Genomic DNA, 24106 nt, shown 5'->3' with positions numbered 1-24106 from the left:
CACATGACCACTCCAACCATCGCCCATATCCGCGACGCCGCTCAGCGCCTTGCCGACGCGCACCGCTTGTCGGTGGCTCGCGCTACGGCGCTTGAGCACGCGCTCTCCGAAGCCGCGGCGCCGATCTATACCGCCCACCGCCCGGGGATCGACGCCGCCGCGGCGCACGAGGCCGAGTGCCATGCCGAGCTGCAGGCGCTCATCGACGGCGCGCCGCAACTGTTCGCTCGCCCGCGCTCGATCCTGATCGACGGCGTGAAGTGCGGCTACCGCAAAGCCGAGGATGGCATCGACTACGACGACGAAGCCGCCGTGATCAAGCGCATCAAGGCGCTGCTGCCCGATCAGGCCGATCTGCTGGTCCGCACGCAAGAAGCGATCAACGTCGAGGCCGTCGCTCAGCTCGACAGCGCCATCCGTCGGCAGATCGGCATCCGCTCGGTCAGCGGCGCCGATGCCTCGTTCATCAGCTTTACCGACACCGACGTCGAAAAGCTGGTGAAGGCCATCCTCGCCGATGCCGCCAAGCGCCAAGGCGAGGACGAGAAACCGTCGAAATCTAAGGGCAAGCGGAAGGGGGTGGCAGCATGAAGAGCATCAACGCAAAGACGGTTTCCGGCGCCGACGCGCTCGCGCTGCGCCGGGAGAAGAAGCTCAACCAGGCGCAATTCTGGGGGCCGATCGGCGTTACCCAGTCGGGCGGCAGCCGCTACGAAAACGGCCGCAGCCTGCCGAAGCCGATCCGCTTGCTGCTGGCCATCGCGCACGGCAGTGAGGCCGATAGCAAGAAGGCGGTAGCGCAGATTCGCGGCGAGGCCTGATCGGTCGCCGCCTCAAGCCGCTCCTCGGGGGCGGCTTCGGGAGACTGCCATAACCGGGAACACCACATGAACGAACGCGACAAGATCATCGCCAAAATCCGCAAGTGCCTCGCCCTGTCGGCCAGCGCCAACGAGCACGAAGCCGAGGCCGCATTGCGCCAAGCGCGCAAGCTGATGGAGACGCATGGCGTTGCCGACCTCGATATCGCTGCGGCCGAGGCCGCTGAGCGACGCGCAAAGGCTGGGGCCACGGCGAAACCGGCCCAATGGGAAGCAAGCCTTGCGAGCCTGACGGGAGAGGCCTTCGGTTGCCGTGTGATCTTCAGCCAAGGCTGGGATCGTGCGAAATGGGAACCCATCGGCGAATGGGCCTTCATCGGCACTGGCGCTACACCGGAGATTGCGCAATACGCCTTCACCGTGCTTCTTCGGCAAGTGCGGCGCGCGCGGGCCGAGCATATCAAGGCCAAGCTCAAGCGCTGCAAAACCGAGACCAAGACACGACGTGCCGATCTGTTCTGCGAAGGATGGGTGGATGGCGTTGCTCGCGCGCTCGGTGCATTCGCTGGTTCGGGTGAGAGCTCAACGGCGATCGAAGCGTTCGTCGCCAAACGCTACGGGGCTCTTGGCTCGCTTGAGGCGCGTGATCGCAACGCGGGCAGGAAGCTGCGCGACCATGAATACGACGACGCGCAGGCAGGGCATTGCTCCGGTCGTCAGGCTGAGTTGAATCGTGGTGTTGGTGGCGTGGCTGCGCCACTGGCACTGGAGTGACGTCATGACCACTTCAATCTGGAACCGTCGGCGTAGCGCCGAACAGCAGCGCGCGGCGGAGATCACGCATATCCACGTTGCGCGGCAGCAGACCGGCATGGCCGAGGATACGTATCGCGGGCTGCTGGCGTCGATCGAGCAGGTTCAGTCGTCGAAAGACTTGTCTGCGCTCGGCCGGCGCCAGCTGCTCGATCATTTTCGCAAGCTGGGCTGGAAGCCCAAGCCGCCCAAGAAGGCGCCGGCGACGCGCGCGCACAAGCCGATTGCGCTCAGCAAGGAAGAGATCGAGGCGAAGATTGCAACGCAGCTGAAGGCGCTCGGCGCCGAGTGGGGCTACGCCTACGCCGTGGGCCGGCGCATCTTTCCGGACATCGCGCGCTGGGAGTGGCTGACGCCGGAGCAGCTGGGCGCGGTGTCGTCGGCGCTGGAGCGGACGATCCGCTTTCGGGAAAAGTCGGCACAGAAGGATGCGCGGGCATGAGCCGGGGAGCGCCGCAGCTGATTGCCGACCTGGCGGAAACCATCGCCGCCGAGCTGGTGAAGTCCGGTCAGACGGAAGAAATCGCCGTGGAGATCGGCGTGGCCGTTGCGGACAAGATTCGCGGCGACTGGGGCGGCGAGCCGATCTATATCCCGAAGGGCTGCGCGATCGACATTTCCCGCCGCGACGTTGAGATTTTCGAGAAATTCAACGGCACCAACCACCACGCGCTGGCGCGTGAGTACAATCTGACGGTCATACACATTTATCGCGTCGTCAAGGCCGTCCGCCTGGAAATGGTGAAGAAGCGGCAGGGGGCGCTGTTCTAGGGGGGAATATGAAAAGGGTTTTTCTGGCGGCGGTTCTCACCGCATCTTTGCTCGGGTGTGGCGACAAGAAGCCTGAATCGCACGAATTTACGTTGCACACAGACAAAGACCTTTCTCCCGCTCAGATCGAAACGATCACCAACGCGGCCGGCGCCCTTTTCAAGCAATGCCACGCACTGAAGGAGTATCTGCCGGACGTGGTTGAGCACAATGCCAAGATCTATGACGCAAAGGGGTTCTCTGAAAGTCGCGACTTTGGGTGGCGTCAGTTCGTCGAATTTGACTTCACCTTGTCAGATAAGCCCAAGGTAGTTCCGCGCGAGTACTATGCCGCCGGGCACCACTGCCGCTTCAGGGTGAGCGGAGATGAGGTAGCAACGCAAAAGACACCATGCGCGCACTTGTGCATGGGGGCCGGGGCAAAAGTCGACGGGGCTTACAGCCTTTACATAGGAAAGGCAGTAGACGGAAAGCCGTCTTCTCGGCCGCTTTAGTTGCTCCCTCAAGATTTTTGCAACAAGCCCAAGCCCCGCTCAGAGCGGGGCTTGTTGTTTCTAACTGCGGTTAATGGAGCCTCCGCGCGCGCGTCGCTAACGTGGGCGCATGCCTCGTCGCCAAACATCCCCCGCTGGCCTCGCTCTCATCGAATCTTCCGAGAGCTTCAAGCCGACCCGCTATTACTGCCCAGCCAACAAGCTGACGATCGGCTTCGGCCACGTGATCCGGGCCGGCGAGTCGATTCCTGAGCGCATCACGATCGAGCAGGCGCGCGCGCTCATGCGCGACGATCTGGCGCCGGTCGAAATCTACCTTTCCGCCGTCTTCCCCGATCTGCCGCAGTGCCAGTTCGACGCACTGGCGAGCTTTGCTTTCAATGTGGGGATCGGCGCCTTCGAGAAATCGACGCTGTTCAGCCGCCTCAAGGCAGGCGACACGATGGGCGCTGCCGGCCAGTTTGCCCGCTGGGTCAAGGCCAACGGGAAGACGCTTCCGGGCCTCGTCAAACGCCGCGCCGCCGAGCGCGCACTGTTTCTTTCCCAGGAGAAGTGATGGACCCGCTCACGATTGGTTTGGGCCTGGCACAGATCGCGCCCAGCCTGATGCGCTTTTTCGGCGTCGGAGAAAAGCCTGTTGCGGTAGCCGAGAAAGTGATCGGCATCGCCCAGACATTGACTGGCCAGCCGACCGGCGAAGCCGCACTGGCGACGCTGCAGGCCGACGCAGAGAAAGCGGCCGAGTTTCGCCTGGCTGTGCTGCAGAGCGATGCGGATCTCGAACGTGCCTATCTGGATGACCGCAAGGATGCACGTTCGCGCGATGTGGCTTTGCACCAGGCTGGTTACGCGAACAAACGCGCGGACTTGATGGTGGTGTTCGACGCAGTGGGCCTGATCGCTTGCCTCATCGTGCTCTTTGCGTTTCGCAAGGAGATGCCTGGCGAGGTTGTCGGACTGATTTCAACCATCGCCAGCATTTTCGGGTTGTGCCTGCGTGATGCTCACCAGTTCGAGTTCGGGTCGAGCCGGGGCTCTCGCGATAAGGATGTGCTGCTCAACGTCGCCGGAGGAACGAAGTGAATGATCGTGCGCGCGCGCTGGCGCAGGCTGGGGGCCGGCGATGACCGTTCAGGTTGAGCTTTGGGGGCTGATCACCTTTCTGGTCGGTCTGGCGATCACGTTCATGAGCTGCGTTTTCGGCTTTGCTCGCGTGTTGGGCGCACAGATCGATCAGCGTCTCACCGAGAAATTCAGGGCTCAGGAAGAGGCGCGCGAAGTAGGCAGCAAGGCGCTGCGCGAGCACATCGACCGTTACATCGCACAGGCTGATCGCACGGCCGACCAGGTAGCGGCGCTTGAGCGCGATTTTTTGCGCTGGCAGGCGGAGCTGCCGGTGAATTACGTGCGACGGGAAGACTACGTGCGGGGGCAAAGCGTGATCGAGGCCAAGCTCGACGCGCTCTACAGCAAGCTGGAGGTGGTGCAAATGAGGGGGGCAAACAATGGTTGATACCGCCAAGGTTCGGCGCGAGTCGATGCGCTGGAATCTGATCAATACGCTGGACAAGGCGCGGCCGCACACCAGCAGCGAGGCGTTTCTGCTCGACGTGATGCGGGCGATCTATCCGGACGCGACCTTGCTGGAGGTTCGGCGCGAACTGGATTACCTGGCGGATCGGCGATTGGTCGATCTGAACAAGATGCCGTCGGGCGCGTGGTTTGCGGATCTGACGCGCTACGGCGTCGATATCGCGGAATACACGATCGACTGCGCGCCCGGCATTGCGCGGCCCGAGAAGTACTGGAGCGAGTGATGGCCCGGCGGTCGAACATTGACGGACTGCCGGAAGACGTTCGTCGGTGGCTTGAGCGCGCGCTCGCGGAAAACAATTTCAGCGGCTACCAGGCGCTGGAAGAGATGATGCGGGAGCGCGGCTACAGCATCAGCAAGAGCGCGATTCACCGCTATGGCCAGAAGATCGAGCGGCGCTTCGCTGCCATCAAGGCCAGTACGGAGGCGGCGCGCTTCCTGACCGAGGGGGCGGCCGACGACCAGGACGCGCGCTCGGAAGCGGTGATCGCCCTGGTGCAGACTGAGCTGTTCGAGAGCATCGTGAATCTGCAGGAGGCCGATGAAGAGGGGCTGAAGCCGGAAGACCGGATCAGCCTGCTTTCAGCGGCCGCCAAGAACATCGCCACGCTGGCGCGGGCGTCGGTCAATCAAAAGAAGTTTCGGCTCGAGGTGCAGGCACGCGTCGAGGCGGCGGCGACTGCTGCCGAGAAGATCGCCAAGAAGGGCGGCCTCTCTCCCGCGGCGGCTGCCGAGATCCGCAAGAGCATTCTGGGCATTACCGGATGAGCAACCCTCTCAAGACTGCGCTCACTCCGGAAGCGGCGGCCGATGCGCCGCCGCCGGTGCTTTTGGGCTATCAGCAGCGGTGGATTGCAGATCCGTCTCCCCTGAAAATCCAGGAGAAGAGCCGCCGCATCGGCTGGACGTGGGGTGAAGCTGCCGACAACGCTTTGACTGCCGCCAGCGAGGGGGGCAGCAACGTCTTTTACATCAGCGCGACGCAGGACATGGCTCTCGAATACATCGAGGCGTGCGCGATGTGGGCGCGGGCCTACGACCTGGCAGCGGGAGAGATCGGCGAAGGGGTTTTCGACGATGGCGAGAAGGAAATCAAGACCTACAAAATTGATTTCCCGAAGACCGGCCGTCGCATCGTCGCGCTATCGAGCAGACCAGCCAACCTGCGCGGGAAACAGGGCGACATCGTCATCGACGAGGCGGCTTTTGCCCCCGACTTCGCGGGCCTGATCAAGGCGGCGATGGCCATGCTGATGTGGGGCAATCGCGTCCGTATTGGAAGTACCCATGACGGAGAGGACAACCCATTCAATGAGCTGATCAACCAGGTTCGATCGGGAAAGCGCAAGGGCACTGTGCATCGAACAACCTTCGCTGAAGCGGTCAGCGATGGGCTCTATCGGCGCGTATGTCTGCGGCGTGGCATCCCTTGGAGCAAAGAGGCCGAAGAAGCGTGGGTTGCCGACGTGCGCGGCTTTTACGCCGAAGACGCGGCCGAGGAGCTTGACGTCATTCCGTCCAAGGGAGGCGGAACCTATCTTCCGCTGGCGCTGATCGAATCGCGGATGGCGCCGGGCGTGGCCATCGTGCGTCAGCGCTGGAATGCGGAGTTCGGACTGCTGCCGGAGCCGATGCGCGCCGCCGAGGTGGCGGACTGGTGCCGGGAGTTTCTGGCGCCGCACCTGGCGGCGCTGGACCCCAAACGCCCGCATGGTTTCGGCGAGGACTTCGCGCGCGTGGGCGATTTGACGGTGATCACGGCGCTTGAGGAAGGCGCGGATATCGTGACCCGGCCGCGCCTCGTGGTCGAGCTGGGCAACTGCCCGTTCAGCCAGCAGAAGCAGATCCTGACCTTCATCGTCGATCGCTTGCCGCGCTTCTACTCGGGGGCGCTCGACGCCGGCGGCAACGGTGCGGATATCGCGGAATACGCGGCTGACAAGTGGGGGCACACGCGCATCGAGCAGGTGAAGCTCTCCGATTCGTTCTACCTGGCGAACATGCCGAGGTTCAAGGCAGCGCTGGAGGATGCAACGCTCGACGGGTTGCCGCGCGACGAGCAGTGCCGGGACGATCTGCGCGCGATCAAGAAGATCGATGGCGTTCCCAAGCTGGGCAAGGCCAAAACGCAGAACGCTGACGGCAAGAAGGTTCAGCGCCACGGCGACTTTGCAATCTCGCTGTTCCTCGGCCACTTCGCGATGAAGCGCGATGTGGCGCCGATTGAATTCACCGCCGCCCCGTCCCGCGCCAGCCGCTGGGATGGCGACGGTCACAGTTACGGTTCAGGAGCCTGGTAATGGCGCAGATTATCGACATCAACGGTCGCCCGCTGCGGCGCGAGACGCTGGCCGAGCCGCAAACCTCGCGCATTGCCAATCTGGCGCAGACCTTTGCCGGCCATCCGTCGCGCGGGCTGACGCCGCCGCGGCTGGCGCAGATCCTGCAGCAGGCCGAGGCGGGCAATTTGACGGCGCAAGCCGAGCTATTCATGGACATGGAGGAAAAGGACGCGCACCTCTTTGCCGAGATGAGCAAGCGCAAGCGCGCGTTGCTGACGCTGGACTGGCGCGTGGTGCCGCCACGCAATGCGAGCAAGGAGGAGGAAGACGACGCCGCGTGGGTGAATGATGTGCTGCGCGACTTCGCCGACCTCGAAGACCTGATGCTCGATGCGCTGGATGCGATCGGCCACGGCTTTTCTGCACTGGAACTGGAGTGGCAGATGGTCGGCCGCGAGCGGCTGATCGCTGCGGCGCACCATCGGCCGCAGAGTTGGTTTCAGCTGGCGCGCAACGACCAGAACGAGTTGCGTCTGCGCGACAACAGCGGCGATGGCGCCGAGCTGCAGGCGTTCGGCTGGATTGTGCACACGCATCGTGCGAGGAGCGGTTACATCGCGCGCGGCGGGCTGCATCGTGTGCTGGCGTGGCCCTTCCTGTTCAAGAACTTCGCTGTGCGCGATCTGGCGGAGTTTCTGGAAATCTATGGGCTGCCGATGCGCCTGGGCAAGTATCCGCCCGGGGCTTCGCCGGAAGAGAAGGTGACGCTGCTGAATGCGGTGGTCAGCATCGGTCATGCGGCGGCCGGCATTATCCCGGACGGGATGTCGATCGAGTTTGAGGAGGCCGCCAAGGGGGCTTCTGATCCCTATGTGGCCATGATCGACTGGGCGGAACGCAGCATCAGCAAGGCGATTGTCGGCCAGACGACGAGCAGCGAGGCGAAGTCGACGGGCATGGGCAGTGGCATTGCCAATTTGCACGGCGAGGTTCGCCGCGATTTGCTGCTCTCGGATGCGCGCCAGCTGCAGGGAACGCTGACGCGCTGGCTGGTGCAGCCGTTGCTGGCGATGAATCGCGGGGTGAGCGATCCGCGGCGCTTGCCGCGGTTTGAGTTCGACACCGGCGAAGCGGAGGATCTGAAGCTGTTTGCCGAGTCGCTGCCGAAGCTGGTGGCGATGGGCATGCGCATCGATCCGGCGTGGGCGCACGAGAAGCTGCGCATTCCTGAAGCCGCAGAGGGCAAGCCGATTCTGGCGCTGGCGCGGCCGCAGCTTGCCGTTCCGCCTGACGAGCGCCCGGCCGAGGCGGCCGACAAAGGCGGGCAGGCGGCAGCGCGAGTTGCGCTGAAGGGCGGTAGCCGGGCTACGGCCGAGCTGGATGAGTTCGACCGTCTGGCGGAAGAGATGGCGGGCGATTGGGAGCGGACGCTGACGCCGCTTGTTTCGCCGATCGAGCGCCTGGCCGAGGAGTGCAAGACGCTGGAGGAGTTCAACGCGCGGCTGCCGCAGGCGGTTGCGCAAATGGATGCCGAGGCGCTGACGCAGCTGCTCGCCCAGGGCAATTTTGCGGCGGCGATCTTCGGCCGGGTCGGTGGCGGCCAGGTCGATTGATATGGCGCCGCGCATCGATCTGAAGCTGCTTCCGCCGGAAGAGGCGATTGCCTTCTTTCGGCAGAAGGGTTTTCAGATCGGCTTCGACTACCGCGATGTTTGGCAGCAGGAGCATCAGGCGGCATTCACCGTCGCCAAGGCGATGCAGGTGGATCTGCTGCAGGACATCCGGGCGCAGATCGATGCGGCGCTGGTCAATGGTACGACGCTGCAAACCTTCATCGCGGAGCTGCGCCCCAACTTGGTCAAGCGCGGGTGGTGGGGGCAGAAGTTGATGGCCGATCCGGTGACCGGCGAGACGAAGGAGGTGCAACTCGGCAGCGCGCGCCGGCTGAAGGTGATCTACGACACCAATCTGCGCACGGCGCACGCAGAAGGCCAGTGGGCGCGCATCCAGGAGGCGAAAGATACGCTGCCGTTCCTGATGTATGACCACACGCCGAGTGCGCACGAGCGCAAGGAGCATGCGGCGTGGGATGGCTTGGTGCTGCCGGTCGATGACCCGTGGTGGCAGGCGCATTTCCCGGTGAAAGCGTGGGGCTGCAAGTGCCGGGCGATCCAGGTGGGCCGGCGCCAGATTGATCGTCAGGGGCTGAAGGTCGGCTCGGCGCCGGCGGAATCGTTCAGCACCTATACGAACAAGCGCACCGGCGAGACGCAGCAGATTCCGGCGGGCGTCGATCCGGCGTTTCATTACCCACCGGGCGGCCGGCTCGGGAACCTGAAGAAGATGCTTTCCGAGAAAGTGAGCGCGTTGCCGCCCGCGATGGCTGCTGCCGTGACGAGGCCGGCGCCGGTCTTCATTGAAGCGAAGACGGCCAAGGCAGCGGCAGAGTTCGCAGTCAAGAACGACCTGGCCGACTTTGCCGATTACACGGGCGTGAAGCCTGAAGTCGCGAATGCGTGGAATCGAAGCCTGTTCGACCATTTGCAGGAGTTCCCGGAGCTGCGCAAGAACCAGCAGTTTGTAGGTAGTGCGCAAGCTCAGTTCGCGCGGTGGGCAGACCTGGCGCGCCGTGACTACGCAGACAAGCTGATGGGAAGCTTGGGCATGTCCGCCAAGACGGCGGAGTCGATGGCGGCGGCTCGAATCAAGGCGCCGAAGGTGAAGGGAACGACCTTCGCGCAGTCATGGGCTCAGCCGCGGGTCAGAGGGATAGCGGTCAACGCAAAATGGGGCGGAGCGCCGGAGGTTTGGCGCGCGACATTGACCGCGCGGGTGAGAAGCCAGTGGTTTCCCCCAGGCTGCGATACGTTTCGGGCTGTTGCTGATCACGAATTCGGGCACCAGCTCGACGATCTGCTCGGCCTCCATCTTGACAACGAGATCCTCGGCGCCCATAAAGATGCTGTCGCCAAGGGAATGAAAAGCGAGGTTTCCGGTTATGCCGAGTACAAGGGAAGTCCGATCAAGGAGTTCATCGCCGAGTGTTGGGCAGAATCCCTCAATAACCCCTCTCCGCGACCTGTCGCCCGAGCTGTTGCGGCAATTGTCCGAGCAAGGTATCGATCCAAGTTCCATCCCGGAGCCTGATGTCGATCTCGGGCATGTCAGTTCAGGTGTGTGCGCGACGCCCGAGGCGCAGAGCGCCTTTGACGCGTGGGTTGCTGCTGGCGGCGTTCCCGGTACGGAGGATGCTCGGCCGTAGTTCCGGCGCGGCGAAACAAGGCCCGCCAGTGAGCGGGCTTTTTTACGCTGACGACTCTTGGAATCGCGCGCGCCGACGGTCTTACCCCTGTTTCCACTGCTGCAACAACATTGCGCGGCTGATCCCGGAACCTCCCGGCTCGTTCCAGCTCTTCCCGGATTTATCGCGCTCCCGCCGCTTCCTTTATCTCACTCCCCTTTAGGCGGCGTCGCGCAAGCGGCCCGCGATCGCCCTTCACCCCGCCACCACCCACCCATCCTCTTCGCGCAGCGCACCGGCGCGGCGCAGGTCGCGCACCAGCCAGTCGGCGAGGGCTTCGTCGGATAGGCCGAGAAAGCGCGCATTCACGCTCTGCGCGAAGCTGAGCGAGGCGAGAAACGCGGGCAGGTCGGCGCTGCGGATGCGGCGGCGTTCGAGTAGCGCAAAGGCGACGATCACCTTCAGCGCGTGCCGGGCGAGGGCGTCGATGTTGTTCTCGAAGGCTTCCAGCCGGCGGTAGGCGCGTTCGAAGGCGGCGCCGATGTCGGTGAATGGCGCGCCGTGGCCGGGGATGACCAGGTCGACCGGCAGGCGCGCGAGCATGTCGAGCGTTTCGCGCTGTTCCTTGAGGCCGCCGCGTTCTTCGCTATGGCCGAGCAGTTCGACGAAGACCACGCCAAAGCCCGCCTGCCACAGCGCGTCGCCGGAGATGAGGATGCGCTTCTCGGCGCAGTGGAAGGCGAGCGCGTCTTCGTCGTGGCCGGGAACGGCGAGCGCGCGCCAGTTGAGTTCGCCGCAGACGAATTCGTCGCCGGCGGCAAGCGTCGCGTTGTGCGTGAAGCGCGCCGCCTGCTGGCCGAGCGGCGAGAGCAGCAGGGCTTCTTCGTCCCATTCGGCGATGGTCGCGGCAACGCCCACCGGCACGCTGACGCGGCAGCCGAAGGCTTCGACCAGCGCGGCGTTGCCGCCGATGTGGTCGGAGTGCGCGTGCGTGTTGAACAGGCGCTCCAGCCGCCGGCCGGCGAGTGCGGCGCGCACCAGCGCGACGGTCTGCTCGGCGTGGGTGACGTAGCCGCTGTCGATCAGCGTCGCCGCATCGCCGTCGATGCCGAGCACGCTGTTCGACGACAGCCAGCCGCGCTCGATGACCTGGAGCGTTGGCGGCAGCGCGATGGCTGCGGAGGCGGGCTCAGCGGCAGTCCGAGACGAAAGCACTGCGGCTGATGGCATCAGACGTTCCAGTCGGCCGGCGCAGCTGCGGCGTCTTCATTGCGGTCGGCCGCAGGCTTGCCGGTCTTGACGCTGGTGCCCGCGGCGGTGCATTCGGGCAGCCGGCCGCAGCCGAGACAGATGCCGCTCTCGGGGTCGTACTCGCACATGCCGATGCATTCGGGTTCTTCGCTCATCCTTACTCTCCTGCCGCGCGGCGCTCGGCAACGGCAGCCAGCACCTGCCGTTTGCGGTCGTCCGAAAAACCGCTCCAGCCACCGATTTCGTCGAGCGTGCGCAGACAGCCGATGCACAGTTGGCGCGCGGCGTCCATGCGGCAGATATCGACGCAGGGCGATTTCGGCGGTGCGTCGGCGATGTTGGCCGGGGCGGCCTGGGCGCCCGGCGCGGGGCGGTGTTGTGTATTTCGTGCGGGAAGGGGAGCGTTCATCAGCGGCGGTGTCCTGTTCGTTGGTGACGGGCGCTGGCCGGGTAGGCATCAGTGCCGGGCGTGGCGCGCTGCGAGCAGCGCGCGTGCGGCCTTCGACAGTGGTTCGCGCTGAAGGTGCGCAAGGATGAAACTGCCGGCGTCGAGCAGGCGATCCATGTCCACGCCGGTCTCGATGTCGAGCCCGTGCAGCAGATGCACGAGGTCTTCTGTCGCCACATTGCCCGAGGCGCCGGCGGCGTAGGGGCAGCCGCCGAGTCCGGCAACGGCGGCGTCGAAAGTCGCCATGCCGAGTTCGAGCGAGGCGTACACGTTGGCGATGGCCATGCCGTAGGTGTCGTGATAATGGCCGGCCAGATAGTCGATCGGCACCGCGCCGGCGCAGGCGGCGAGCATGCGCTGGATGCTTGCCGGCGTGCCGATGCCGATGGTGTCGCCAAGCGAGATTTCGTAGCAGCCCATGACGAAGAGTTCGCGCGCCACCGCCGCCACCTGTGCCGGCGCCACCTCGCCTTCGTAGGGGCAGCCGGCAACGCAGGAAACGTAGCCGCGTACCGGGATGCCGAGCAGCTGCGCCCTGGCCAGCACCGGCTGAAAGCGCTTGAGGCTTTCGCCGATCGAACAGTTGATGTTCTTCTGCGAAAAGCTCTCCGAGGCGGCGGCGAAGATCGCCACTTCCTTCGCGCCAGCGGCCACGGCGGAGTCGAAGCCCTGCAGGTTCGGCGTCAGCACCGGGTAGGCAACGCCGGCGTGCCGGCGCGGGCTCGTCATCACCGCGCGCAGCACCTCGCCGGCGTCGGCCATCTGCGGCACCCATTTCGGTGAGACGAAGGATGTGGCTTCCACCGCCGCCACCCCGGCGTCGGCAAGGCGTTCGATCAGCTCGATCTTCACGGCCGCCGGCAGCAGCGTCTTCTCGTTCTGCAGCCCGTCGCGCGGGCCGACGTCGACGATGCGCACCTTCGCCGGCAGCTTCATCTCAGCGCTCCGCGGCATTGGCCTGCGCCGCGCTGGCGATGGCAAAGTCGACCAGCTCGGCGCCATCGGCCACCTGATCGCCGACGGCGTAGCGGAAGCCGTTGACCGTTCCCGCCTGCGGCGCGGTGATGGTGTGCTCCATCTTCATCGCTTCGAGGATCAGCAGCGGCGCGCCGCGTTCGAGCGGCTGGCCCACCGGCGCCAGCAGCGCGACGATCTTGCCCGGCATTGGCGCCGTCAGCCGGCCGCCAGCACCGCTGCGTCCGCCAGCTTCGACCAGATGCAGCGGGTCGTGCCGCTCCAGCGGCCAGGTGCTGCCGTTGAGGAAGACGATGCGCCGCGCGGCGCCCTTCTCGGTAACGCTGACCACGCTGGCCACCAGCCGCCGGTCGTCGATCTCGACGGCAAAGCGGTCGTCCTCCAGCCGCCGGCCGCGCGCCAGTGAGCTTTCGCCGAGGCAGGTGAGCTGCCAGCTGCCTGCAACGCCGCCTCCACTGCCACCTTCGTTACTGCCGTAGCGCACGCTCACTTCCACCAGCTGTTCGCCGTCGCGGAAGATCAGCGTGCGCGACGAGGCGAGGTTGAGCCGCCAGCCGTCGCGCGCCTGCCAGGGCGACCACGGATCGCCCGACGCCTGCGCTTTCTGCCGCGCGCTTTCTTCCTCGGCAAGCAGTTCGCCGACGGCGGCGACGAGCAGCGCGTCGCGCGGTGCCGGCGCCGCTTCGGGGAAGAGGAAAACGCGGCTGCGCTCGATCAGCCCGGTGTCGAGGTCGGCCTGCGCAAAGGCCGGGCAGGCGACGAGGCGCGAGAGGAAATCGATGTTGGTGGTGACGCCGGCGATGCGCCAGTCGGCCAGCGCGCGGCGCATCCGTGCCAGCGCCGCGTCGCGTGCGTTTTCGTTGCCGCCGTCCCAGACGATCAGCTTGGCGATCATCGGGTCGTAGTGCGGCGTGATTTCGTCGCCTTCTTCGACACCCGAATCGACGCGCACGTTGAGGTTCTCGGCGGGAGCGACGAGGCGCAGCAGGCGACCGGTCGAGGGCAGGAAGCCGCGCGACGCGTCCTCGGCATAGATGCGCGCCTCGATGGCGTGGCCGCGGATCGACAGCTGTTCCTGGCGCAGCGGCAGCGCTTCGCCGGCGGCGACGCGCAACTGCCATTCGACCAGATCCTGGCCGGTGATCATTTCGGTGACCGGGTGCTCGACCTGCAGGCGCGTGTTCATCTCCATGAAGTAGAACGAGCCGTCCTGGTTTGCGATGAACTCGACCGTGCCGGCGCCGACGTAGCCGACGGCGCGCGCCGCCGCCACCGCCGCTTCGCCCATGGCGCGCCGGCGTTCGGGCGTCATGCCGGGCGCCGGCGCTTCTTCGAGCACCTTCTGATGGCGGCGTTGCACCGAGCAGTCGCGCTCGAAGAGGTGCACGCAGTTGCCGTGCGTGTCGGCAAAAACCTGGATTTCGATGTGGCGCGGGCGGGTGATGTATTTCTCGATCAGCACGTGCGCGTTGCCGAAGCTCGCCGCCGCCTCGCGCTGGCACGAGGCGAGCGCGTCGGCAAAGTCGGCGCTGCGCTCGACCAGTCGCATGCCCTTGCCGCCGCCGCCGGCCGCTGCCTTGATCAGCACCGGGTAGCCGATTTTGTCGGCCTCGCCGTGCAGCAGCGCCGGCGTCTGGTCGTCGCCGTGGTAGCCGGGGGTGAGCGGCACCGCCGCCGTTCCCATCAGTTTCTTCGCTTCCGACTTCGATCCCATGGCGCGGATCGCCGCCGCCGGCGGGCCGATGAAGACGACGCCGGCGGCGGCGCAGGCGTCGGCAAAAGCGGCGTTCTCGGAGAGGAAACCGTAGCCCGGATGCACCGCCTGCGCGCCGGTCTTGTGCGCCGCCTCAAGGATGCGCGCCGCGTCGAGATACGATTCCCGCGCCGGTGCCGGGCCGATGCACACGGCTTCGTCGGCCAGGCGCACATGGCGCGCGTTGGCGTCGGCTTCGGAATAGACGGCGACGGTGCGCACGCCCAAGCGACGCGCCGTGCGCATGACGCGGCAGGCGATCTCGCCGCGGTTGGCGATGAGGATCTTGTCGAACATTCCCGGCGAGTGTCTTGCAGCCATGCTGTCTCCGTTATTTTTGTCTGCGGGTACTGTGCGGGTGCTATCGGCGCTCTAGGCGCGGCGGGCGCCGCCGGTTTACATCTCCGCGTCGCTCTGCTGCCACGCCGGTTTGCGCTTTTCGAGGAAGGCGGCGAGGCCTTCGCGCCCTTCCGGGCTGGCGCGCACGCGCGTGATGCGGCGAACGGTTTCTTCGGTGGTCGAATCGTCGATCGGCTGCCCGGCGACGACGCGGATCAGCGCCTTGCACTCGGCCTGCGCGTTCGGGCCGTTCTTCAAGAGCGCGTCGACCAGTTCGCCGATGGCATCGTCAAGCTGCTCGGCGCCGGGGACGATTTCGTGCACCAGCCCGATGCGGTAGGCCTCGGCCGCCGAGAAGCGCTCGGCGGTGAGCATGTAGCGGCGCGCGTAGCGTTCGCCGATGGCGGCGAGAACGTAGGGGCTGATCACCGCCGGCACCAGACCGAGCTTCACTTCCGAAAGCGAGAAAACGGCGTCGTACGAGGCGACGGCGATGTCGCAGGCGGCAATCAGGCCGACGCCGCCACCGTAGGCCGGGCCCTGCACGCGCGCCAGCGTCGGCTTGGAAAGCTCGTTCAGCGTCGTCAGCAGATCGCCCAAGCGGCGCGCGTCGGCGAGGTTTTCGTCGGGTGTGGCGGCGGCGGCGCGCTTCATCCAGTTGAGGTCGGCGCCGGCGCAGAAGCTCTTGCCCGCGGCCGAGACGACGACGACGCGCACCTGCGGGTCGGCTTCCAGCCGGCGCAGGCCGTCGGTGATTTCGGCGATCAGCGTTTCGTCGAAAGCGTTGTGCCGTTCGGCCTTGTTCAAGGTCAGGATGCCGACGCCGTCGCCGACTTCGGTGACGATTGACTGGTAGTTCATTGCCCTCTCCTGTGCGGAAATGCGCCGCGTTTCACCGACGCCGCGCTACATGCGGAAGATGCCGAATTTCGTCGCTTCGGCCGGCGCGTTCATCGACGCCGACAGCGCGAGGCCCAGTGTGCGCCGCGTCTGTGCCGGATCGATGATGCCATCGTCCCACAAGCGGGCACTCGCGTAGTAGGGATGCCCCTGTGTTTCGTACTGGGCGCGGATCGGCGCGCGGAAAGCTTCTTCGTCTTCGGCGCTCCAGCTCTTGCCGGCCGCTTCGAGCGCGTCGCGGCGCACCGTTGCCAGCACGCCGGCGGCCTGCTCGCCGCCCATCACCGAGATGCGCGCGTTCGGCCACATCCACAAAAAGCGCGGGCTGTAGGCGCGGCCGCACATGCCGTAGTTGCCGGCGCCGAAAGAGCCTCCGATGACCACCGTGAACTTCGGCACCTTCGCCGTCGCCACGGCGGTGACCATCTTGGCGCCGTCGCGCGCGATGCCGGCGTTCTCGTATTTGCGCCCGACCATGAAGCCGGTGATGTTCTGCAGAAAAATCAACGGTATACCGCGCTGTGCGCAGAGTTCGATGAAGTGCGCCGCCTTTAGCGCTGATTCCGAGAAGAGGATGCCGTTGTTGGCGACGATGCCGACCGGGTAGCCCCACAGGCGCGCAAAGCCGCAGACGATGGTGGTGCCGTAGCGTGCCTTGAATTCGTCGAAGTCCGAACCGTCGACCAGGCGCGCGATGATCTCGCGCACGTCGAAAGGCTTGCGCGAATCGGCCGGGATGATGCCGTACAGTTCTTCTTCGGCGTAGGCCGGCGGGCGCGGCTCGGCGAGCGACACCGGCGGCGTCTTCTGCCAGTTGAGGTCGCCGACGATGCGCCGGGCGATGGCCAGCGCGTGCGCGTCGTTCTCGGCGAGATGATCGACGACGCCCGAAATGCGCGTGTGCACGTCGCCGCCGCCGAGGTCTTCGGCCGAGACGACTTCGCCGGTCGCCGCCTTAACCAGCGGCGGGCCGCCGAGGAAGATGGTGCCTTGGTTCTTGACGATGATCGACTCGTCGCACATCGCCGGCACGTAGGCGCCGCCGGCGGTGCACGAGCCCATCACGGCGGCGATCTGCGGAATGCCGGCGGCCGAGAGATTCGCCTGGTTATAGAAGATGCGGCCGAAGTGATCGCGGTCGGGGAAAACTTCGTCCTGCAAGGGCAGGAAGGCGCCGCCCGAATCGACCAGATAGACGCAGGGCAGGCGGTTCTCGGCGGCGATCTCCTGCGCGCGCAGGTGCTTCTTCACCGTCAGCGGGTAGTAGGTGCCGCCCTTCACCGTCGCGTCGTTGGCGACGATCATGCATTCGACGCCATTGATGCGGCCGATGCCGGTGATCACCGACGCCGCGGGGACTTCGAAGGGACTATCTCCTTTCTCGTCGTACATGCCCCAGGCGGCGAGCGGCGACAGTTCGAGGAAGGGCGAACCGGGGTCGATCAGCGCGTCGACGCGTTCGCGTGCTAGCAGCTTGCCGCGCGCGACGTGCTTCTGGCGAGCGGCTTCCGAGCCGCCCTGCGCGATGCGCGCGACGGTGGCGCGCAGGTCGTCGACCTGCGCGCGCATGGCGGCGGCGTTGGCGGCAAAGTCGGCGCTGCGCGCGTCGATGGCGGTGACGATCTGCGGCATCAGAAGCCCCCTCTGGTGAGCCATTGTTCGAGTTGCGGCAGCCGGTCGGCGCCGAAGAAAGGCTCGCCGTCGACGATGAAGAACGGTGAACCGAAAACGCCGGCGGCGAGCGCCGCGTCGCATTCGTTCTTCAGCTGTTCCTTGATCGCTGCCGAGGCGATGCCTTCGGCGAGCTCGCCGCGCAGTTCGTTGGCGTCGCTGAAGCGCCGCGGCGTGGCGCTGGCAGCCAGCGTTTCGACGGCGACTTCGATGGTCGTTGCCGGCGACGAGATGTCGCGGCCATCGACGAAGAAGGCGCGGTAGGTGGCGAGCGCAAAGGCCGCGGCGAGCGCCGGGTCGCGCTCGTGCAGCCAGTAGAAGGCGCGCGCCGGCGCTTGCGTGGCGATGGGAAAGGGCGTCGGCAGCTGGAAAGGCACGCCGAGAAAACGTGCCGAACGCGCGAAATCGTGCTTCGAGTAATCGCCCTTGAGCGGCACTTCGGTCAGCGGCTTGCCGCCGGTGCTGCGCATGATCACGCCGAGCAGCACCGGCCGCCAGTCGACGCTGCGGCCGAAGCGCGCGGCGAGCGCGTCGATCTGCGTCGCGGCGAGGTAGCCGTAGGGCGACGAGAAGTCGAAGTAGAAGCGGATCGGTGCGGCGGTGTTCATGGCGTGTCTCCTCCGGTTTTGATCGTGGCGCCGGGCGCTCTTGGCGGGCCTGCTGGCGTCTTCGCTATGCCTTGTTCGACCGCGGGCGGGCTAACTGCCGCGCGGCCAGAGAATCATCTGCGTGCAGCGGAACAGCGCCAGCCGGCGGCCATCGTCACCATTCACTTCGGCGTCCCACACCTGCGTCGTGCGGCCGGCGTGGATTACCGTCGCCGTGCAGTGCAGCGTGCCGCGCGTCTGCGTGGCGAAGAAGTTGCTCTTCAGCTCGAGCGTGGTGAAGCTGTCGGCGCCTTCGGGCAGATGCGCGATGGTGGCGAAGCCGGCGGCGGTGTCGGCCAGTGCGACGATCGTTGCCGCATGCAGGAAGCCGTTCGGCGCGAGCATTTCCGGGCGCACGTCGAGTTCAGCGTCGAGCCGGCCGTCGCTGACCTCGGTGATGCGGATGCCGAACCACGCCGGCAGCGTGCCGCCGGTGCGGGTGTTGAAGGCGGTGGCGTCGAAGCCGGCGCGGCGCTGCAGACCGCGCGGCAGCGACGGGCGCGGCTGTGCGGTGGCTTCCGGGAAGGCGCTGTCGGCGTCGAGCGGCGGGCAGTCGTTGAGGCTCATCTCGATTCCTGGTTGATTTCTAGATGCCGTCGGCGGCGATGGCGCGGCCGATGACCATGCGCTGGATGTCGTTGGCGCCTTCGTAAATCTGGCAGACGCGCGCGTCGCGGTAGATGCGTTCGACCGGGAAGTCGGAGACGTAGCCGTAACCACCGTGGATCTGGATGGCGTCGGAGCAGACCTTCTCGGCGATTTCCGAGGCGAACATCTTGGCCATCGACGCCTCCTTGAGGCAGGGCTTGCCGGCGTCGCGCAGCGCGGCGGCGCGCCAGACGAGCAGGCGTGCGGCGTCGACCTGCGTCGCCATGTCGGCGAGGCGGAAGCTGACCGCCTGATGCTCGATCAGCGGCTTGCCGAAGGTTTCGCGTTCGTGCGCGTACTTCACCGCTGCTTCCAGCGCCGCGCGCGCCATGCCGACCGACTGCGCGGCGATGCCGATGCGACCGGCTTCGAGGTTGGCCAGTGCGATCCGGTAGCCGTCGCCGGGCGCGCCGAGCAGCGCCGAGGCCGGAACGCGGCAGTTTTCGAAGATGATCTGCGCGGTGTCGGAACAGTGCTGGCCCATCTTTTCTTCGAGGCGGGCGACGATGTAGCCGGGCGTCGCCGTCGGCACGAGGAAGCAGGAAATTCCCTTCTTGCCGGCGGCCTTGTCGGTGACGGCGAAAACGATGGCGACGTCGGCGTACTTGCCGGTGGTGATGAACTGCTTGACGCCGTTGAGGATGTAATCATCGCCGTCACGGTCGGCGCGGGTGGTGATCGCCGACGCGTCGGAGCCGGTATGCGGCTCGGTCAGGCAGAAGCAGCCGAGCTTTTCGCCGCGCGCCAGCGCCGGCAGCCAGGTTTCCTTCTGCTCTTGCGTGCCGTAGCGCAGCGTGATGCCGCAGGGCAGCGAGTTCTGCACGCTGACGATGGTCGAGATGGCGCCGTCGCCGGCAGCGATTTCTTCGAGCGCCAGCGCCAGCGAGATGTAGTCCATGCCGGCGCCGCCCCATTCCTCGGGGACGACCATGCCGAGCGCGCCCAGCTCACCGAGTTCGCGCAGCAGCGCGGCGGGGAATTCGTGCGTGCGGTCGCGTTCGCCGGCGCTCGGCGCCAGCTTTTCCTGCGCGAAGGCGCGCAGCATGTCGCGGATCATTTCCTGTTCCTGCGTCAGGATCATGCGGGTTTCTCCAGCTTGGCAGGCGCCGGCGCGGCGCGTGCGGCATGCACGAGCCTGGCGCTGGCGCGGTTGGTAAGAGTGACGCCGGCAACGACGATGACGCCGCCGACCAGTGCGGCGAGGCCGATGCGTTCGCCGAGCAGCAGCGCGCCGAGCAGCACGGCGCAGAGTGGAACCAGATTGATGAAGGCCGAGGCACGCGTCGCGCCGATGTGCTCGACCGCTTCGGCGTACCAGGTGAAACCGAGCGCGGTGCCGAACAGGCCGAGGAAGACGATGCTCGAAATTCCCGGCCAGCCGGCGCCGTCGAACGCGAACAGCGAACCGTCCACCAGCGCCGCGACGGTGAGCATCGCCCAGCCGGTGAGGCTGGCGCCGAAGGTCATCGCCAGCGGTGTCAGTGTGCGCGTGCCGACGCGGCCGATGAAGGTGTAGGCCGCCCAGAGGACGACGCAGCCGAGGATCAGCCATTCGCCGCTGCCGACTTCACCGGCGAACAGGCGCAGCGGATCGCCGTTGGTGACGACGACCAGACAGCCGACCATCGCCAGCATGATGCCGGTGGCTTTGGCCGGCGACATCGGCGCGCGGAACAGCAGCCAGTCGGCGGCGGCGACCGCTGCCGGCGTCAGCGCGACGACCAGTGCGCCGCGCCCGGCCTCGATGCGTTGCAGGCCGTACAGGAAGCAGATGTTGTAGAGAAAGATGCCGCTGGCGCCGAGCGCCAGCAGCGTCAGCCAGTCGCGCCGGTTCCAGCGCGGCATGCCTTCGCGTGCCAGCACCAGCGCGCCGAGGATCAGCGCGGCGACGAAAAAGCGCCAGCTCGCCGCGGCCAGCGGCGTCACCTCACGCACGGCGACGCGCCCGGCGATCCAGGTGCCGCCCCAGAAGACGGCAGTCCCCAGCAGCTTGGCGAGGATCGCGGGCGGCATTGCGGGCGAGGCAGCGCTGCGTTGCGGCATCGCTCTTCCGGACTAGAGCAGCTCGACGCCGACAGCGACGGCTTCGCCGCCGCCGATGCACAGCGAGGCAACGCCCTGCTTCTTGCCGTACTGCCTGAGCGCGCCGAGCAGGCTGACGAGGATGCGCGCGCCGGAAGCGCCGATCGGGTGGCCGAGCGCGCAGGCGCCGCCGTGCACGTTCACCCTGGCCGGGTCGAGCTTGAGATCGTGGATCGCGGCCATGGTGACGACGGCGAAGGCTTCGTTGATTTCCCACAGGTCGACGTCGGTGGTGCTCCAGCCGATCTTCTTCAGCAGCTTCTCGATGGCGAACACCGGTGCCGTGGTGAACAGGTTCGGCTCCTGCGCGTGCGTGGCGTGGCCGACGATGCGCGCCAGCGGCGTCAGGCCGAGCGCGGCGGCCTTCGACGCCTTCATCAGCACCAGCGCCGCGGCGCCGTCGGAGATCGACGACGAGTTGGCGGCGGTGACCGTGCCGTCCTTCTTGAACGCCGGCTTGAGGCCGGGAATCTTCTCGATCTGCGCCTTCAGTGGCTGTTCATCCTTGTCGATGACGACGTCGCCCTTGCGCCCGGCAACGGTGACGGGGGCGATTTCCCAGGCGAACGAACCGTCGTTGATCGCCTGCTGCGCCCGCGTCGTCGAGCGGATGGCGAATTCGTCCTGCGCGGCGCGCGTGAAGCCGTAGGCCTCGGCGCACTCCTCGGCGAAGGTGCCCATCAGGCGGCCCTTCTGGTAAGCGTCTTCGAGACCGTCGAAGAACATGTGGTCGAGCAGCTGGCCGTGGCCGAGGCGGTAGCCGCTACGTGCCTTCGGCAGCAGGTAGGGCGCGTTGCTCATCGACTCCTGACCACCGGCGACGCCGATTTCGTAGGAACCGGCGAGCAGGCCGTCGTGCACCATCATCACCGACTTGAGCGCCGAGCCGCACACCTTGTGGATCGTCGTGCACCCGGCCGACAGCGGCAGGCCGGCGCCAAGCGCCGCCTGGCGAGCCGGTGCCTGGCCGACGCCGGCCTGCAGCACGTTGCCGAAAACGACTTCCTCGACCGCTGCCGGGGCGATGCCGGCGCGCTCGACGGCGGCGCGGATGGCAACGGCACCGAGTTGCGGCGCAGTGAGACTGGCGAAATCGCCCTGGAAGGCGCCGAGTGGCGTGCGCACGGCGGAAACGATGACGATCGGGTCAGACATGTGAAGCTCCTGGCGGGTTGGCAGAGAAGTGATTGGGCGGTGCGGTGGCTGTTCAGCGGCTTGTCCGGGGCAGGCTTGTCGCTGCGGCGGGCGGCGGCAGGGGCGTCGGCCGACGATCAAGCATGGCCGAAAACTCGCCCGCCGACCACCCCCGTAAACGCGCTTTTACCGGCATCAGGCGGTTTCGCCGAACAGCTCGCGGCCGATCAGCATGCGGCGGATTTCGGAGGTGCCGGCGCCGATCTCGTAGAGCTTGGCGTCGCGCCACAGGCGGCCGGCGGGGTAGTCGTTGATGTAGCCGTTGCCGCCGAGCGTCTGGATCGTCTCGCCGGCCATCCACGTCGCCTTCTCGGCGGCGTAGAGGATGGCGCCGGCGGCGTCCTTGCGCGGCGAGCGGCTGCCGGCGCCGACCTTCTCGCAGGCGCGGCCGACGGCATACACATAGGCGCGGCAGGCGTTGAAGGTTGAATACATGTCGGCGAGCTTGCCCTGCATCAGCTGGAATTCGCCGATGGCGCGGCCGAACTGGCGGCGCTCGTGCACGTAGGGCAGCACGGTGTCGAGGCAGGCGGCCATGATGCCGAGCGGGCCGCCGGCGAGAACGGCGCGCTCGAAGTCGAGCCCGCTCATGAGCACGCGCGCGCCGTCGTTTTCGACGCCGAGAACGTTTTCGGCGGGGACTTCACAGTCGTCGAAAAACAGCGGCCAGGTGTTCGAGCCGCGCATGCCGAGCTTGTCGAGCTTGGCGCCGGCGGAGAAGCCCTTGAATCCCTTCTCGACGATGAAGGCGGTGATGCCGCGCGCGCTGGCGGCCGGGTCGGTCTTGGCGTAGACGACCAGCGTGTCGGCGTCGCCGCCGTTGGTGATCCACATCTTCGAGCCGTTGAGCACGTAGCGGTCGCCCTTCCTGTCGGCGCGCAGTGTCATCGAGACGACGTCGGAGCCGGCGCCGGGTTCGGACATGGCGAGCGCGCCGACGTGCTCGCCGGAGATGAGTTTCGGCAGGTAACGCTGCTTCTGCGCAGCGGTGCCGTTGCGCTTGATCTGGTTCACGCACAGGTTGGAGTGCGCACCGTAGGAGAGCGCCACCGCCGCCGAGGCGCGCGACAGTTCTTCCATGATGACGATGTGCGCGAGGTAGCCGAGGCCGGCGCCGCCGTATTCCTCTTCGGCCGTGACGCCGAGCAGGCCCATGTCGCCGAACTTCTTCCACAGGTCGGCAGGGAAGGCGTCTTCACGATCGATGGCGGCGGCGCGCGGGGCGATCTCGGCGGTGGCGAAGTCCCGCACCGCGTCGCGCAGCATGTCGATCGTTTCGCCGAGTTCGAAATCGAGTCCGGGGTAGTCCATTTGTCTCACTCCTTATGGTTTATCTTTGCCGTGCACGGCGAGGATCGTCTGCTGCATCGCCGCACACCGGGTCTTGTGCCCGTTCTGTACGGCGAAACCCTCGCCGCGGGTGCTGCTGCAGATCGGCGCGCTCCGCCAGGTTCTGGGGAGCGCGACACAAGAGGGCAGCGGGACGCTATTTGAATTTACGTTGACGTTAACGTCAACTGATTTGCACGCGCAGTCAGTTGCGGCGTTGGCTGTGCTTAGGCTTGCTGTGTCACCGGGTAGCCGGCGCCGGTGCCGCGGCATCCGGCGTCAATGTGCCGGTGCTGCCAGTCAGGCAGCCTGCGTCTTGCCTGCGGCTTCTGCCGGGCCGTCGTCGAGCAGCTCGCGGCATTGTTTTTCGAAGGTTTCGAGTTCGCCAAGGACGGCGGCGATGTCCTCGCGCTGTTGCAGCAGCGCGGCCTTGCGCCGGCCGAGGACGAGCAGCACTTCGGCGAGCTGCGTGCGCTCGTCGCGCGCCGTGTCGTACATGCCGATCAGTTCCTTGATCTCGGCGAGGCTCAGTCCGAGGCGCTTGCCGCGCAACGCGAGCCTGAGCCGGGTGCGGTCGCGGCGGGTGAACACGCGCACGCGTCCCTCGCGTTGCGGCGCGACGAGACCCTGGTCTTCGTAGAAGCGGATCGTGCGCGGCGTGATGCCGAATTCGCGCGCCAGATCGGAGATGCTGAAAGTGCTTGCCTGCCTGCTCACTGGGTAACCGTCCGGAAACACGTCGGATGTTATAGTGGGTCGCGCCACCGTCTGCAAAAGCGTCGGCGGCGCGCTGTTTCAGCGTCGAAGTTTAGCGCCTGATGCAGGTTTTACCACGCAGCAGCTGCGACTGTCG

General features: G+C 66.4%; 28 protein-coding genes. 14 read left to right on the top strand and 14 right to left on the bottom strand.

Annotated features, from left to right (window positions below; genetic code table 11):
* Positions 1–3: 3 nt before the first annotated feature.
* From GGD90_RS04430 to GGD90_RS04365, 14 genes are all read left to right on the top strand, one after another.
* Positions 4–591, top strand: a complete 588-nt coding sequence (locus GGD90_RS04430) for a hypothetical protein (RefSeq protein WP_153114596.1) — start codon at positions 4–6, stop codon at positions 589–591.
* Positions 588–821, top strand: a complete 234-nt coding sequence (locus GGD90_RS04425) for a helix-turn-helix domain-containing protein (protein WP_153114595.1) — start codon at positions 588–590, stop codon at positions 819–821. Before GGD90_RS04430 ends, GGD90_RS04425 begins: the two co-directional genes overlap by 4 nt.
* Before the next feature lie 66 nt (positions 822–887).
* On the top strand, positions 888–1595 hold the full coding sequence (locus GGD90_RS04420) for a DUF2786 domain-containing protein (RefSeq protein WP_153114594.1): 708 nt from the start codon (positions 888–890) through the stop codon (positions 1593–1595).
* A 4-nt stretch (positions 1596–1599) separates the two neighbouring features.
* Entirely contained in the window at positions 1600–2076 is a 477-nt protein-coding gene (locus GGD90_RS04415) for a phage protein GemA/Gp16 family protein (RefSeq protein WP_153114593.1), read from the top strand.
* Positions 2073–2405, top strand: coding sequence for a Mor transcription activator family protein (locus GGD90_RS04410; RefSeq protein ID WP_153114592.1), 333 nt, complete (start codon positions 2073–2075; stop codon positions 2403–2405). Before GGD90_RS04415 ends, GGD90_RS04410 begins: the two co-directional genes overlap by 4 nt.
* An 8-nt stretch (positions 2406–2413) precedes the next feature.
* The gene (locus GGD90_RS04405; RefSeq protein ID WP_153114591.1) at positions 2414–2899 is read left to right on the top strand and encodes a hypothetical protein; all 486 of its coding nucleotides are present in this window, start codon (positions 2414–2416) and stop codon (positions 2897–2899) included.
* A 109-nt stretch (positions 2900–3008) separates the two neighbouring features.
* Positions 3009–3455 carry a lysozyme gene (locus GGD90_RS04400; protein ID WP_153114590.1) on the top strand — a complete coding sequence of 149 codons (447 nt, stop codon included), beginning with the start codon at positions 3009–3011 and terminating at the stop codon, positions 3453–3455.
* On the top strand, positions 3455–3982 hold the full coding sequence (locus GGD90_RS04395; protein WP_153114589.1) for a hypothetical protein: 528 nt from the start codon (positions 3455–3457) through the stop codon (positions 3980–3982). The genes GGD90_RS04400 and GGD90_RS04395 overlap by 1 nt, the downstream gene beginning before the upstream one ends.
* Positions 3983–4022: 40 nt before the next feature.
* Complete coding sequence (locus GGD90_RS04390; RefSeq protein ID WP_153114588.1) at positions 4023–4412, top strand: hypothetical protein; 390 nt, start codon at positions 4023–4025, stop codon at positions 4410–4412.
* Positions 4405–4716 (top strand): hypothetical protein, encoded by a 312-nt coding sequence (locus GGD90_RS04385; protein WP_153114587.1) that lies wholly within the window; start codon positions 4405–4407, stop codon positions 4714–4716. Before GGD90_RS04390 ends, GGD90_RS04385 begins: the two co-directional genes overlap by 8 nt.
* Positions 4716–5261 carry a DUF3486 family protein gene (locus GGD90_RS04380; protein WP_153114586.1) on the top strand — a complete coding sequence of 182 codons (546 nt, stop codon included), beginning with the start codon at positions 4716–4718 and terminating at the stop codon, positions 5259–5261. The genes GGD90_RS04385 and GGD90_RS04380 overlap by 1 nt, the downstream gene beginning before the upstream one ends.
* Complete coding sequence (locus tag GGD90_RS04375; RefSeq protein ID WP_153114585.1) at positions 5258–6793, top strand: hypothetical protein; 1536 nt, start codon at positions 5258–5260, stop codon at positions 6791–6793. The genes GGD90_RS04380 and GGD90_RS04375 overlap by 4 nt, the downstream gene beginning before the upstream one ends.
* Complete coding sequence (locus tag GGD90_RS04370) at positions 6793–8388, top strand: DUF935 domain-containing protein (RefSeq protein ID WP_153114584.1); 1596 nt, start codon at positions 6793–6795, stop codon at positions 8386–8388. The genes GGD90_RS04375 and GGD90_RS04370 overlap by 1 nt, the downstream gene beginning before the upstream one ends.
* A gap of 1 nt (position 8389) precedes the next feature.
* The gene (locus GGD90_RS04365) at positions 8390–9922 is read left to right on the top strand and encodes a phage head morphogenesis protein (protein ID WP_153114583.1); all 1533 of its coding nucleotides are present in this window, start codon (positions 8390–8392) and stop codon (positions 9920–9922) included.
* Between the two features lie 349 nt (positions 9923–10271).
* Here GGD90_RS04365 and GGD90_RS04360 read toward each other — a convergent pair whose 3' ends face one another.
* The 14 genes from GGD90_RS04360 to GGD90_RS04295 all read right to left on the bottom strand — a co-directional run bounded on the left by GGD90_RS04360 (position 10272) and on the right by GGD90_RS04295 (position 23970).
* Entirely contained in the window at positions 10272–11246 is a 975-nt protein-coding gene (locus GGD90_RS04360; RefSeq protein ID WP_153114582.1) for an MBL fold metallo-hydrolase, read from the bottom strand.
* Positions 11246–11422, bottom strand: a complete 177-nt coding sequence (locus GGD90_RS04355) for a DUF1289 domain-containing protein (RefSeq protein ID WP_153114581.1) — start codon at positions 11420–11422, stop codon at positions 11246–11248. The genes GGD90_RS04360 and GGD90_RS04355 overlap by 1 nt, the downstream gene beginning before the upstream one ends.
* A gap of 2 nt (positions 11423–11424) precedes the next feature.
* A complete protein-coding gene (locus GGD90_RS18295) occupies positions 11425–11676 on the bottom strand; it encodes a DUF1289 domain-containing protein (RefSeq protein WP_153114580.1) in 252 nt (83 codons plus the stop codon).
* A 48-nt stretch (positions 11677–11724) separates the two neighbouring features.
* Positions 11725–12651, bottom strand: coding sequence for a hydroxymethylglutaryl-CoA lyase (locus GGD90_RS04345; RefSeq protein ID WP_153114579.1), 927 nt, complete (start codon positions 12649–12651; stop codon positions 11725–11727).
* Position 12652: 1 nt separating this feature from the next.
* Positions 12653–14740, bottom strand: coding sequence for an acetyl/propionyl/methylcrotonyl-CoA carboxylase subunit alpha (locus GGD90_RS04340; protein WP_153114832.1), 2088 nt, complete (start codon positions 14738–14740; stop codon positions 12653–12655).
* A 99-nt stretch (positions 14741–14839) separates the two neighbouring features.
* Positions 14840–15643, bottom strand: coding sequence for an enoyl-CoA hydratase/isomerase family protein (locus GGD90_RS04335; RefSeq protein WP_153114578.1), 804 nt, complete (start codon positions 15641–15643; stop codon positions 14840–14842).
* A 45-nt stretch (positions 15644–15688) separates the two neighbouring features.
* On the bottom strand, positions 15689–17314 hold the full coding sequence (locus GGD90_RS04330; RefSeq protein ID WP_153114577.1) for a carboxyl transferase domain-containing protein: 1626 nt from the start codon (positions 17312–17314) through the stop codon (positions 15689–15691).
* Complete coding sequence (locus GGD90_RS04325; RefSeq protein WP_153114576.1) at positions 17314–17961, bottom strand: 2-hydroxychromene-2-carboxylate isomerase; 648 nt, start codon at positions 17959–17961, stop codon at positions 17314–17316. The genes GGD90_RS04330 and GGD90_RS04325 overlap by 1 nt, the downstream gene beginning before the upstream one ends.
* A gap of 90 nt (positions 17962–18051) precedes the next feature.
* The gene (locus GGD90_RS04320; protein ID WP_153114575.1) at positions 18052–18567 is read right to left on the bottom strand and encodes a PaaI family thioesterase; all 516 of its coding nucleotides are present in this window, start codon (positions 18565–18567) and stop codon (positions 18052–18054) included.
* Positions 18568–18586: 19 nt separating this feature from the next.
* A complete protein-coding gene (locus GGD90_RS04315; protein ID WP_153114574.1) occupies positions 18587–19729 on the bottom strand; it encodes an acyl-CoA dehydrogenase in 1143 nt (380 codons plus the stop codon).
* The gene (locus tag GGD90_RS04310; RefSeq protein ID WP_153114573.1) at positions 19726–20691 is read right to left on the bottom strand and encodes a DMT family transporter; all 966 of its coding nucleotides are present in this window, start codon (positions 20689–20691) and stop codon (positions 19726–19728) included. The genes GGD90_RS04315 and GGD90_RS04310 overlap by 4 nt, the downstream gene beginning before the upstream one ends.
* 12 nt (positions 20692–20703) lie before the next feature.
* Entirely contained in the window at positions 20704–21885 is a 1182-nt protein-coding gene (locus GGD90_RS04305) for an acetyl-CoA C-acetyltransferase (protein WP_153114572.1), read from the bottom strand.
* Between the two features lie 174 nt (positions 21886–22059).
* Positions 22060–23235 carry an isovaleryl-CoA dehydrogenase gene (locus GGD90_RS04300; protein WP_153114571.1) on the bottom strand — a complete coding sequence of 392 codons (1176 nt, stop codon included), beginning with the start codon at positions 23233–23235 and terminating at the stop codon, positions 22060–22062.
* Positions 23236–23553: 318 nt separating this feature from the next.
* Positions 23554–23970 carry a MerR family transcriptional regulator gene (locus GGD90_RS04295; RefSeq protein ID WP_153114570.1) on the bottom strand — a complete coding sequence of 139 codons (417 nt, stop codon included), beginning with the start codon at positions 23968–23970 and terminating at the stop codon, positions 23554–23556.
* Positions 23971–24106: the final 136 nt, after the last annotated feature.

This window comes from Rhodocyclus tenuis (genome assembly GCF_014197755.1).
GTDB lineage: Bacteria > Pseudomonadota > Gammaproteobacteria > Burkholderiales > Rhodocyclaceae > Rhodocyclus > Rhodocyclus tenuis.
Note: the sequence above shows the minus strand (reverse complement) of the source record. Positions and strands in the feature narration are given on the sequence as shown.